Raw genomic sequence first — 13,346 nt, forward strand, 5'->3', positions numbered from 1 at the left:
CTTATTATTCCTAATCTGGTTCAACAAATTTCTTATTTGCAGCGAGATAAGATAAATACAGCACTGGAATAATAAAAAATGCAACACTCCAAAATTCTAAATGCACATATAAAAATGCACCTAAAAATGCTCCGATCACAAAGCCGCTGACAATACTCAAGCTATGTAGCAATTTCTCTTTGTTATCATCATTTTTATTGCTTAAATAATTTGTGATATCAATCCCAAACTGTGTGGTATTGCCTGTCATCATCGTACTTGGACTAATGTGTTTAATTAAAGTTTTGCTTGATGTATTTCGAATCGCTAAAGCAATTAAACCTAAACCTGCTGTAATTGCAACAGTCACACTATTGGCATCTTTAAAGGGTTCAAAATACAGCCCTGCAACCATAAAGCCTGTTAAAAAAAGTGCTTCTCCTAAGAATAAATAACTTAAAGCAATGTGTCTTTGAGTACTACGGTCAATCCAATATTTGGTAATAGCAACAGTTAAAATAAATAATGGAATTGCGCCAAGTTTAATCCAAATACCTGAGCCATCGTTCACCCAAGCAGCACCAGCTATAACTAAGTTTCCAGTGACGTGGGCAGTAAAAAAACCAAATAAAGCAATAAAACCAATCGTATCAATTGCACCACCTACAATAGTCAATAAAATTGGATCTCGGCAAATACTCCAAAATCCTTTGGGTTTAGCCATTTCTATATTTTCCATTTTTAAATCCTAAATACATTGATTCATACAGAAATTACGCTCTTTTGTAATTTCCTCTATAGATATAAGTCAAAATCAATAAAATCGGTAGAACGGTAAACACTCATGGAAATGCAATTTATATACAATTGCTGCAATTACACAACCAAAAGCAAAGCTAAATATGCTTGGTAAAAATAAATATAACCGTTAATCAATCTCTGCTTTGGGCTTTGTAGACAGATTGAAGAAGAATTCACCTCTATCAAGTATGAGCTGTGTAATTGAACCTGTCATCTATTAACTACTCACCAATTACATTTCTTAATAAACCAATAAATACAATTAATAGTGAAGCTGATGATTTCAGGTTAAGTATAAGTCTCCTATAATTTTAAAGCACATCAGTGCCCCAGTTTATGAATTTGTTTATTAAAACAGGGGTACAGCTGGCCTTCAATTCGCTTCTGAAAGACCTGAATAAAATAAATTCTAGTCAATTTTATTCTACCTTTCACAGGAGGGCTTAAATAAGTGAGCTATTTATTGTGGTTAGGCTTAAAGCAAAAGCAGGAAAGGAAGCTGGATTAAAACAAGACATCATGGCAGTTGTAGAGCCTTCTCGTCATGAAGGTGGAAATGTAACTTATGAACTGTTTGAGGATTTAGATGATCCAGGTTTATTTGTATTTTATGAACATTGGGCATCTGTAGAAGCCAGAGAACAGCATCACCATCACGGTCCACATATTCAACAATTTCAAGCAAATGGTATGCAAAATGTTGAAAGTGTGCTCTTTTCACATATGCTTAAACGGTTAGTCAAAGCCTAGTCTCAGAAATCATAAAAGGGCAGTACTTAGCCTGCGCTTTTTATAGTTTTATGTTGTGATATTCAATATTCAACCTAAATAGGCTTAATCCGATACACTTGATTTTAAAGTTATTGGGCTCTTTTGAATGCAATTTTAGCCAATGCTTTTGCTGCAAAAAGTAAAAATACTCTCGTTGAATAATCAATCGATTTACATAACACTTTTGGCAAACGAGAAGAATTATAACGTGTAGACCATGTCAACAATGTTCCATTTTCAATAGGTTCAAACTGCATACGACCACCCAAATGCTGAACTGGTAATGGCCATTTTAAGAAAAGATAATCCCAATAAAGTGGATATTGCAGATCTGTCACAACCTCTTTGAGTGAACCACCAACAAAACGAATTTCACGCACTGCATGTTTACCATTTGAAGGGAACACGTCTCCTTGCTTCAACAATCTAGCATTTAAAACCAGTGGAACTTTTTGATAGCTTTCATGATGAGTAAAAACATCGAATACTTGCTCAGGAGGAAGCTTAATTTTAAGTTGAATTTTAACTTCTGACATTTTTATCATCCATTTTCATCATTTTAAATAGCACGAGTAAGCTTAAATTGTTGAACAAATTGGATAATTGAGTCTGCAATTGCATGTGGCTGACTCAATATTCCCCAATGCCCTGCGGCAATATCTGTTCGATGAAAGTGTGTATCCACATTTTTTTCTAAACCAATTAAGAAATGCTGTGGTACAAACGGATCATTGCTCATCGATATGAGATGTATTGGGACATTTGTTGTTCTGACTTTAGGGGAAATTAAGCTTTTGATTAAATTCTTACGATATAACGCTAAACCATTTACTCCATTTCTCAATTGATGCGGAGGAGAATCAACCTCTATTTTTTCTAAAATAGTCAGTAGAGAAGTCCATCTTTTGGCCAATACAGTTTTCCAACTTAATTCAGGAATGATTGGTACGTTAAAAAAAGCCATATAGCTTGATGAAAAGAGTTGTTTTACTGCAAGAAGCTGTTGTCGAGGCTGCAAACTGCGTATTTGTTGATGAAACCACATTCCAACATGATCAAGACTTGGTGCAAGTGTTGTATAACTTTGGATTTTCTCTTGAATGTTTTGATCAAAAACGGCTTCCCAACCTTGCAATGCACCCCAATCATGTCCAACTAAATGTACTTTTTGATTTGGACTTACAGCACGAATCACATGATCAAGATCGGCAATTAAATATTCAAAACGATAACCTTTACTTGAAAATGGTGCACTAGACAAACCAGCTCCCCGCACATCATACGCCACCACATGGTGGGTCAGCGCCAATTGATCTACCAACATGTTCCATACACTTGCATCATCAGGATAACCATGAATTAAAATAATGGTTTGTAACTGCGGGGAACTTTTCCCCCATTCATAAATTGAGAGTTGAACATCATCAGCATCAATTATTCTTTGTGTTTTTACTGGAGATTTATTCATATTAAGAAACCAATTTCTGTTCAAATGCTTTAACAGCAGCTGAGTTGTTAATGTAATCCAAGGCCATTTGGGTAGATGCTTCATAAATTGGATGATAATCAGGTTTAAAAAAGCTGCCTGAGGTTGTAATAAACCAAGATAAACTTGGAATTAGATTTTGCTTACTTGCAGCCGCCCATTCTTTCCAAAATCCGATACCGATTAAACGTTTTTGTGATTTTGGCATTAACGGGTCAGTTGCAGCTAAATTCACAGTCCCCTTCACCATCAACGCGGTTAAAGAAGGAATCACCAACAACATAATAAAACAGCGCATTGCATAGTTATTATTTGCCAAATATTGATATAAATCATAAGCAACTGCACGATGTTCAACTTCTTCAGCACAATGCCATGTAAATAGATCACTAACTTCTGGATTACATCCTTTTTCTTCCCAATGTGCATTTTCCAGTACAAATTTGCCCAATGCACAGGTGTAATGCTCTGCGGCAGCGACAATACCAACACGTGCTACTAACCATTGTTTTTGCAGAAATTGAGGTAATTTCAGACCAAAAGGTTTGTCTGCCAAAGCATAATCAAAAAGTTGAATGACTGTTTCATATTGTTTTTCAATATCCACACCATAACGTTGTAAATAGAGTTCAATCGACTCTTTGTGCGCCTGAGCATGAATCGCTTCTTGTCGAATAAAAACCTGCACATCCGCTTTCAATTTTTCGTCATGAATAAAAGGTAAGGCTTTATTAAACATACGACAGAAAAAGTATTCGCCGCGGACTAAAGAAAAACTAAAATGATTAATGGCATGACTAGATAAGGGCGATTGTGGAATCCAATGTAATGGCGTTTCAGTCCAATCAAAACTCACTTTACGTGGAAATAATGGCCAATACGTTTTTGAAAAAGGTGCTGTATGCATATTATTTTTCGCTCTGATATACAGTAAATTATCTTTTTAATAATAAGTTCCTTTTTGGAACTTTTAATAGCATAGAAATCCTGACTATTGTCAATTAAGGTCAAATTTATAAGTACACAGAAATTTCAAAGGATTATTTTTCAAAAATGTATAGAACAAAAAACTAAAGCTCTTTACCAACAGAGCCTTAAATCTTTTATATTTATTCGATATATCGTCAGTAAGCTTCATCATTATTCAATATACCGTTTATGAATGTAGAGATCATTAGAATGATTGACATCAGTCTTGGCAGTTAGCAATTATACCCATGAACTTTAAGCCTTTATTAAAGGCTTGCACGCCGTCTTTATGTCAATCGATAGAGATCTCCTATAAAGCACATATTTCAAACAAGCATATTCTTTTATAACTATATTTATTTTTATTTAAACTCAACTGAAACCCGAACACGTCAAATATGTTGTTTTGGATTTTATTTAATTCAGAATTTAATGTGGGGTAACTAGAGGGGTAAAAGCACAGATAAAAAATAAGCCCTTGCAAATACAAGGGCTTATTTAGATATTTGGCGGAAGCGGTGTCCGTATAACACTTGTTTTATGTAGTCCAAACCAATCCAACATAAATCTATCTTTCAATAACTTAAAATAAAACCATTCCAATCACGTCTTGCCTAATCCGACCGTTTCCAATATTCTATGTGGGTTATTATGTGGGACAGGAATAACCCTATGCCTAAGAAAGCCAAAGAACTCTCTGCACTCAGTGTAGCAAAAATCAAAGAAAATGGTAGGCATGCTGTCGGCGGTGTAGATGGCTTGCATCTACGTATTGTGAATGATTCTCGTGCTTGGGTTTTACGTGTGGTTGTAGGTCAACGTTTTGATGATAATGGTAAACAGCAAATTCATCGCCGTGATATTGGTTTAGGTTCTTATCCAGAAGTGTCACTCGCTGAAGCAAGAACCAAAGCTCAAGAAATGAAAGCTCAAATCCGAAATGGAATTGATCCTATTCAGCAAAAGCAAGATCAGCTTCAAGCTTTACGTATTCAAAAACTTCATGCTCGAACTTTTCGTGAATGTGCTCAGATTGTGATTGCTAATAAATCGCGTGAATTGAAAAATCAGAAACATATTGCTCAATGGTCGACTACATTAGAGACTTTTATTTATCCAACTTTAGGTGACCGTGTGATTGGCTCAATAAATAAAGTCGATATTGCCAAAGTTTTGGAACCCATTTGGACTGAGAAAAATGAAACGGCTAAACGACTCCGTGGCCGTATTGAAACCATTTTTGATTATGCCAAAGCCATGGAATATTTTGAAGGTGATAATCCTGCCGAATGGAAAGGTAACTTAGAACCTATTCTAGGTAATTTAAAACAGATATCACGTCCTCATCCCTCCCTGCCTTATGAACGAGTCTCAGAATTTGTTCAGCACCTTCGTCAGAAAGATGGTATTTCTCCCAAGGCACTGGAATTTGCAATTTTAACGGCTTGTCGTTCGGGTGAAATCTTTGGAGCAACTTGGCAAGAAATTGATTTTAAAAATAAAGTCTGGACTATTCCTAAAGAGCGCATGAAAGCTGAAAAAGAGCATCGTGTTCCACTCTCAGAACCTTCTATTGAATTATTGAAGTCTATTCAGGCTGGTGCACAATCACAGGACTATATTTTCCCTGCACCTCGTGGTGGTGGCATGCTTTCTGATATGTCCCTAACGGCTTTGATTAAGCGGATGAATGAGCAAAAGTTTAAAGAAAATGGCTTAGGCTATATTGACCCTAAACAAAATCGAGTAATTACAACACATGGTTTCCGCTCTACTTTTCGTGATTGGTCAGCAGACAAAACTGACTACCCACGTGAAGTTTGTGAGCATGTATTAGCACATAAACTTCCTGATGAAGTAGAAGCTGCTTATTTACGCGGAGCTTATTTGGAAAAACGAAAAGGCTTAATGGCTGACTGGGCTGAATTTTTAGTAGTTTTTATTAATTAAAGTAAAATTTATCATAAAAAGTCTAAATATTGAATATACTACTGCATCAATAAATGAATTTTTATTTGCTATTAAATATCTAAGTAATACATTTCTTCTTGAAAACAAATATCTTCATATATTATTTCCTTTTTACAATTAATATCATGACTCACTCCTAAACTTTCATAAATTTTTTTTGCCTTAATGTTTTTCGATAAAACCCATAAATAAACTCTAAAATGGCTAAACGCTTTAGTCCAGAATTTAAACAGTAAGCAATAGATTATGCACTTTCGAATTCTCATGATTCTTTAGCTGCAATCGCCCAGAAATTAGGGGTCGGCTATTCAACATTAGATAAGTGGATTCGTGAAGCTAACCCAACAGGTTCAAGCAAATGCCAACTTTCACCAGAACATGAGCAATATATTGCGCAAGATTCTTGATCTAGAGAAAGAAGTCAAACAGCTCAGGGAAGCCAATGATATTTTAAAAAAGACGCATGTGTACTTCCTGACAGATCATGCCAAGAAAAGTACACGTAATTCAAGATCTAGCTATGACTGAAATTACGGTTTCTTCTGCCTGTAAATGCCTAGGTGTTAGCGCTTCGGGCTACTATGCTTGGCGAAAGAGACAGATTTACGTTAATCTAAAGTACACTGATTTAAAAGCTGTATATTGGCAACACCATGCTCGCCTAGGAGCACCTTCATTGGTGCACGACATGCATGATTTAGGTTACTGCATGAGTGAACGTACAGTTGGAAGGATGCTAAAAAAGCTTGGTTTACGCAGCAAGATTTCCCGCAAATATAAGCATACAACTGATTCAAATCATCGTTTGCCGACGGCACCGAATTTGTTAGATCGCCAGTTTACAGTCACTCGGCCAAATAGAATTTGGACAACCGATATAACGTATATCCACACCAAAGAAGGTTGGTTGTACTTATACGTGATGCTGGATTTATTCAGTCGTCGTATTGTGGGTTGGCAAACCAGCCATCGAATAGACCGTCAATTGATGTGTGATGCATTTAATTATGCAATGGCTCTCAGGGCTATCCAACGGGCATCATGGTGCATTCGGATCAAGGCTCACAGTACTGTAGTCGTGACTTTAGAGCGCTATTGATGACGAATAACTACATTCAAAGCATGTCTAGACGAGGAAACTGCTGGGATAATACGGTGACAGAAAGCTTCTTTCATACATTTAAAGGTCATGTGGTACACGGGAGTGTGTTTACTACCCGAAAAGAATCAAATGCTGTCTTGTTTGAATATATTGAAGTTTACTACAATCGAATTAGAAGGCATTCTGCAAATGACTGGTTAAGTCCAGAGCCTTTGAACAGAAATATTTTAAGAATTTAGAGGGATTGGCTGTCCACAACACTGTCTAGGATCACTATTTAAACAGAACTCAAATCTCTGCTTAAAACCTTCGTATACTCCAAAAGATCTATTTCAGAATTAAATTTCTTTAATTCAGGTTCTGTCTCTCCTAATTTCCATAAAAATGAATGAGATATATTTGCTTCTACATCTCTAGAGCCCATTATGTCATATTCATTTGTGTCGTTAATTTCCAGATGAAAGGATACCAAACAAATATTTTTCTTCTTTTTCATCATTGTTAGAAGATTTCTAAACTCACCCCAAGCATTCTTATCAACCTCTTGAAATTTAGAATTGAAATAATAAATTAGTGCTTTCTCAATAAGTAAACCTTCCTTGTCTAAAGGGATATCATAAATCATTGAGTTAGTTGATATTATATCTATGTTTCTCTCTTCAATTTTGGTAAATGATCCAACTTTGAATGTATTAACTGTTAAAAAAATATCATTTTCTGATGTAGGTACTTTATAAAGTATCTCTGTCAAGCCTCTATGTTTCAAGCCTAATGCCCGCCCTACTGGGTCTTCAGTTATACCAACATAATGTACTTCACTTACAATTCCCAAATTGATCCCATACTCTCTTAGAAAATAATGAATGGGATAAGCTATAGATTCAGAAACTTCACTATGAAAATAAATAAACTTTTCATCTACAGTAATGTTAGTCGGAATTTCCCTTGGGAAATAAATTTCAATTTTCCTTTTGTCTTTATTTCCTATTAAAAAATAAATAGTCAACTTTCGTCTATCAAAGAAGGAAAATTTGGGTTGCATTTTTACATTGAAACGAACTTTCTTTCGTGAAGTGACAAAATAGATAAATCTTTTTTCATTACTTGATTCAACATACTCTTTGAAATTATTCAGCATTTCTTTAAGCTCATTTTTAGCTTCATCAAATGGTGGATCAATAATCAAGTCATACCAAAGAAAGTATGATGAGTCTATTGTAATGTGCCACCTTTTCTCAGCATTATTATACTCAGGCATTTCCTGTATTGAATTATAGAGGCCTCTTGTCATATACGTTCTACTTAAAATTCTACTAATCGATTAAAACTATAAGGTTAAGTTAATATAGTCAACTAAAGTACGCCATTAAATGACGCATAAAGAACTGTGTCTAAATTTTTGGTGGCTATTCAGTTACCAATCATTTTGGTAAATTTCTTTTGGCGGAATGGCAAGAAGTGATTTTTAAAAAACAGGTCTATATATTTCTAAAAAATAAATGGAAGCAGAAGAGCAATCTATTGGCCTTTGTCTCATGAACAATCAGGTTGCTGGAATCCATACATTAAATTGTGTATGTAATTGTCCATAAGTTACTAGATGAAGTGAAAACTTGTTATTTACGAAAAGCATATCTTGCTAAACATAAGGGCTTAATATTATTGTTATTTATAGAACTTTTATTAGACTAAAGTAAAATATTTAAACCCCTATTTTTTTTATAATTTATGAACTCTTTTTTCATTTTAAGGTTACTATGAAGCAAAATTTAATTCTTATATTTTTAATAGCATCACGGGGGCTATATGAAGTTAAAGAAAATTACTATCCAAAATTTTAGAAGATTAGAAAATGTAACAATAGATATAGAAGACAAAGAAACTATTTTTGTTGGTCCAAATAATAGTGGAAAAACATCCGCAACTGCAATTTTTAAGTGTTTTCTAGGAGACACTAATTTCAAAATTTATGATATTTCAGCTAGTAGAGTTGCTGATTTCGAGTCTTTTTTACATAGCAACGATCCTTCTTTATTGCCAGAAATCATACTTGACCTTTGGTTTTCAATAGACCCCAACACAATTGCTTTTGGGCGAGTTTTTACCCTACTACCCCATCTTTCCGACTTTACTGAAGTTGGATTAAGGATGACCTATACAATTGAAAATCCCAATAAATTAAAAGAGGACTATGAAGCAGCCTACCCTATTGAACAAACTGGTAATCGGGCGAAATCATTGTTTCAATTTTTAGCAATTTATAAAAAGTTAAATCATTATTTTTCTACAGACTATTATTCATTAGAAAAAAAAGAAAATGAGGATAGTGAAATTATAGAAACTGCTACACTTTTAGATCGCAATGATGCAAAAAAATTAGTTAGTCAGTTAATAAAAGTTGAATTTGTAGATGCTCAAAGAAATATCAATGATGATGATAGCAATCGCAGTAATCGCCTTTCAACTGCATTTGCATCCTTCTATAAAAAAAATCTTGAACAATCAAATTATGCTGCTGAAGCACATGAGGTTATCAATAATAATAATAAACAATTAACTGCTCATTATGAAACTCAATTCTCCCCCTTAATGAACTTAATTAAGGGCTTAGGAATTCCATCAGTTAACGATAGAGAGCTTCGAATTATCTCTTCATTAAGCCCCGAATCCGCACTACGAGGTAATACTGAACTTATATATATAGATCCAAACCAAGGACATGATTTACCTGAACTTTATAATGGATTAGGTTTCAAAAACCTAATATTTATGGCGATTCAAACAAGGCATTTCCACTCCCAATGGTTAATAATTCCTCTAAATCGTCCTTTATGTTTACTTATTTTTATTGAAGAACCAGAGGTACACCTTCATGCTCAAGTTCAACAATCATTTATAGCTAACATATGGAATGTAATTAAGGAATCAGTTGAATCACTAGATCAAGCACATTTAGTACCTCAAATAGTCGTAACCACCCATTCATCGCATATTATTGATGCAATAGATTTTGAAAAAGTCAGATACTTTCAACGATCTTATACAACGCGACAAACAAACCAAACAGGTATTCGAAATGTTTCAAATGTAATGAGTTTAAGATCATTCCAACCTCAAATTATTACACAAGAATCAGGAGACCAAATTTCTCCTGAGGAATCCATTGCTTTCCTTAAAAAATATTTACGACTAACCCACTGTGATTTATTCTTTTCAGACGCAGCAATTTTAATAGAAGGAGCGGTTGAGAAACTACTTTTACCATCAATTATTGAGTCTTCAGCTGCTAGATTAAAATCTACATACTTAACAATACTTGAAGTCGGAGGTGCTTATGCTCATCGATTTGAAGGACTGCTAGAATTTTTAAAGATACCTTATCTCGTCATAACAGATATTGATTCTGTAGTTCCAGTAGGGTACCCATCAGCCTGTCATGCTAATACGGTAGGTGCTCGAACATCAAATGCATCTTTAAAGCATTTTTATGGAATTAAAACAATTGCAGAGTTAATGGCAATTCCACCGCAGAACAAAATACATGATGAAAGAGATAGGTATGTAGCTTTCCAAACTAATATTTTAGTTAATCACAATAACAATCAAAAAAATATGCTTCCTCGTACTTTAGAGGAAGCCATTGCATATGAAAATTTTGGATTACTTCATTCAAATGAATTGTCAATTGGAATTACTATTCCTGACTGTCTCGATTCAGCATATAACGAAATTTATGAAAGAATTCGTACTGATAGTTTTAAAAAAACAGATTTTGCTATGGATTTACTAGCTTGTAGCACTGTTTGGATATCGCCAAAGTATATAGTTGATGGTTTATTGTGGCTAGAAAATAAACTTTGCGGTCCAACACAAATTTTAGAAATACCGCAAAATATAGTCACGTTGGACGAGATTGAACAAGCATGATAAATAGAATTGAAACAACAGCTGATGATGAAATTAAAACTTGTTTGGCCAACCATCAGAATTTTGCTCTAATTGCTGGTGCAGGTTCTGGAAAAACTAGTTCTTTAGTAGATGCATTAAAACAGATACGGGAAAATGAAGGCAAAAACCTTCGTCAAAATGGACAGTCTATTGCATGTATTACTTATACAAAGCGAGCTGTAGAAGTAATTAAGTCACGTTTAGGATTTGATGATCTTTACACCATATCAACATTACATAGCTTTTTATGGAATCTCATAAAAACTTTTCAATCAGATATACGTAAGGTACTTAAAGAAGCTTATTTACCAATTTTAATAGAAAATACGAAGTCAAAAGATAATGGTGGTAACAGCCAAATAGCTATAAAAGCGAGAAAAAAAACTCATCAACTTGAATTAGAATTATCAAAAATTGATACAGTTAATAACTTTAATTATTCTGATAACCAGTTCAGCAATTATAGTACAGGCCAATTAAGCCACGATGATATTATTGAAATCTCCATTATTCTTTTACAACAAAATCAGACTTTTAGGAAAATATTAGGGCTTAAATTTCCATATATTTTTATAGATGAAGCCCAAGATACCTATTTAGGTATTATTGAAGGTATTAATTTGGTATGTGCCGAAGATGGTGTGCCAGTAGTCGGATATTTTGGTGATCCATGGCAACAAATTTATGATGATAGTGCCGGAAATTTCTCACCTCCAGCCAATGGTAAAATCATTAAAAAAACAGAAAATTTCCGTTGTTCAGAAAGCGTTATTCGCCTTTTAAATTCATTTCGTAAAGATGTTTCTCAATATCCAGCTGGGCAAAATAAAGAAGTTGAAGGAAGCGTGATCTTTCGACTGATCCAAACTGAAACTCCAGAAATGCCAAGAAAAAAATATTCTGAGGATCAAGTTACTCGAGCTTTATTAAAAATGGATACTGCTCTTGAAGAATGGGGCTGGAGTAATCAAGATAATGTGGTTAAATTATTTCTAGTAAGGCAAATGATTGCAAGAAGGATGGGATTTTCCGAATTAAATAAATTGTTTAATGGGCCTTTTTCGTCATCTCGATCTGAAGATGCTTTTGAATCTGGTGAACACTTTGCATTAAAGCCTATTATATCAATAATTTACCCTCTAATCACTGCTAAAAACAAGTATAATTATCGTGATGTAATTGATATCCTTAGAAATAACAGTCCAGCATTTTATATCGATGGGCTAAATGCATCAAAAAGTTTAAAAGTAATGATCGATCACTCTAATTCATTAATTTCAGAATTAGAAAATTATTGGAATTCCTCTAATATAAAAAAAATTCTAGAATTTTGTGTTACGGAAAAAATCATTAATATTTCTGAAAGGCTAATGGAACATTTACAACGACCACCTAGAACTGAAATATATGATGAAGAAATTCACGAACAAGAAAAAGAAGACTGGTTGCTAGATCAATTATTTCAAATGAACACAAGTGAGATAGATGCATATGCAACATTTATTGCTAAAAATTCATCTTATAGTACTCAACATGGAGTTAAAGGTGAGGAATATCCTAAAGTTTTGGTTGTTTATGACGATGTAGAAGCAAGCTGGAATAATTACAATTTTGGGAAAATATTAACACCAAATATATCTGGATCCCCTACATCAGGTCAAAAATCTCGGGGGGAGAAACTAGCTTATGTAGCGTTTTCTAGGGCTTTAGAAGAACTACGAGTTATTTTCTTTACGCCAAATCCTGAAATGGCAAAACGCGAGCTTATTTCTAGTGGTCTACTATTACCAGAACAAATTGAAATCTCTTAAACTTAGTGGAGATAATTGATTCTTAGGATTAACTATCTCCTCCTTAGCAAATTATAAAATTTCTAAGTAATGCATCTTTGAGCTGTGTTGCACAAAGCTGTTTGTACGATCGGATTTAGCAATATAATTTCCGAATGATGAAACCCGCATCTAAAAACTACCATACAACTAATTGGTCTACATATAACCGGACCCTCATTAATTTATGAAATATGCCATTTGGTTTGATCCCAAAACTCAAAGGTACGCTCAACCAAAAGGCAAACATGGTCGAAATCAAACATATCCACATACAACCATCCAATGCTATTTAATGATTAAATCCTTATTTCGTCTTTCTCTATGTATGGTAACGGGCTTTATTTAAAGCATCAAATTTTTGCGCAATAAATTGTCAGCTAAGGAATTGAGTTTTTAAGATAAATAAAATCTACGTTAACAAAGAATGTACGAGCTGTAATTTTTCAAATATCAACATAAAAAAGCTAGCAAATCTGCTAGCTTTTTC

At 34.1% G+C, this 13,346-nt stretch carries 9 protein-coding genes and 2 pseudogenes; 6 read left to right on the forward strand and 5 right to left on the reverse strand.

The window, feature by feature from the left end:
* Positions 1 to 10: 10 nt before the first annotated feature.
* Positions 11 to 718: a YoaK family protein gene (locus tag ACY45D_RS12295; protein ID WP_463107006.1), complete on the reverse strand. Its 708-nt coding sequence runs from the start codon at positions 716 to 718 to the stop codon at positions 11 to 13.
* 527 nt (positions 719 to 1,245) lie between these two features.
* Between ACY45D_RS12295 and ACY45D_RS12300 the strand changes: the two genes are divergently transcribed.
* Entirely contained in the window at positions 1,246 to 1,530 is a 285-nt protein-coding gene (locus ACY45D_RS12300; RefSeq protein WP_463107007.1) for a putative quinol monooxygenase, read from the forward strand.
* A gap of 110 nt (positions 1,531 to 1,640) precedes the next feature.
* Here the strand turns inward: ACY45D_RS12300 and ACY45D_RS12305 are convergent, their stop codons facing one another.
* The 3 genes from ACY45D_RS12305 to ACY45D_RS12315 are packed head-to-tail and all read right to left on the reverse strand — an operon-like array spanning position 1,641 to position 3,944.
* Entirely contained in the window at positions 1,641 to 2,087 is a 447-nt protein-coding gene (locus tag ACY45D_RS12305) for an SRPBCC family protein (protein WP_463107008.1), read from the reverse strand.
* A gap of 23 nt (positions 2,088 to 2,110) precedes the next feature.
* Entirely contained in the window at positions 2,111 to 3,019 is a 909-nt protein-coding gene (locus ACY45D_RS12310) for an alpha/beta fold hydrolase (protein ID WP_463107009.1), read from the reverse strand.
* A gap of 1 nt (position 3,020) precedes the next feature.
* The gene (locus ACY45D_RS12315) at positions 3,021 to 3,944 is read right to left on the reverse strand and encodes a metal-dependent hydrolase (RefSeq protein WP_463107010.1); all 924 of its coding nucleotides are present in this window, start codon (positions 3,942 to 3,944) and stop codon (positions 3,021 to 3,023) included.
* Positions 3,945 to 4,678: 734 nt separating this feature from the next.
* Here ACY45D_RS12315 and ACY45D_RS12320 point away from each other — a divergent pair.
* Positions 4,679 to 5,956: a tyrosine-type recombinase/integrase gene (locus ACY45D_RS12320; protein WP_463107011.1), complete on the forward strand. Its 1,278-nt coding sequence runs from the start codon at positions 4,679 to 4,681 to the stop codon at positions 5,954 to 5,956.
* Positions 5,957 to 6,216: 260 nt separating this feature from the next.
* Positions 6,217 to 7,347, forward strand: a pseudogene (locus ACY45D_RS12325) (IS3 family transposase).
* Between the two features lie 9 nt (positions 7,348 to 7,356).
* Here the strand turns inward: ACY45D_RS12325 and ACY45D_RS12330 are convergent.
* Positions 7,357 to 8,370, reverse strand: coding sequence for a hypothetical protein (locus ACY45D_RS12330; RefSeq protein ID WP_463107012.1), 1,014 nt, complete (start codon positions 8,368 to 8,370; stop codon positions 7,357 to 7,359).
* A 515-nt stretch (positions 8,371 to 8,885) separates the two neighbouring features.
* Between ACY45D_RS12330 and ACY45D_RS12335 the strand changes: the two genes are divergently transcribed.
* From ACY45D_RS12335 to ACY45D_RS12345, 3 genes and pseudogenes are all read left to right on the forward strand, one after another.
* Entirely contained in the window at positions 8,886 to 11,006 is a 2,121-nt protein-coding gene (locus ACY45D_RS12335; RefSeq protein ID WP_463107013.1) for an ATP-dependent nuclease, read from the forward strand.
* Positions 11,003 to 12,838 (forward strand): UvrD-helicase domain-containing protein, encoded by a 1,836-nt coding sequence (locus ACY45D_RS12340; protein ID WP_463107014.1) that lies wholly within the window; start codon positions 11,003 to 11,005, stop codon positions 12,836 to 12,838. Before ACY45D_RS12335 ends, ACY45D_RS12340 begins: the two co-directional genes overlap by 4 nt.
* A 134-nt stretch (positions 12,839 to 12,972) precedes the next feature.
* Positions 12,973 to 13,202: pseudogene (locus ACY45D_RS12345) on the forward strand (transposase); the annotation flags it as partial.
* Positions 13,203 to 13,346 lie beyond the last annotated feature (144 nt).

Source organism: Acinetobacter sp. BZX-2, from assembly GCF_055179795.1.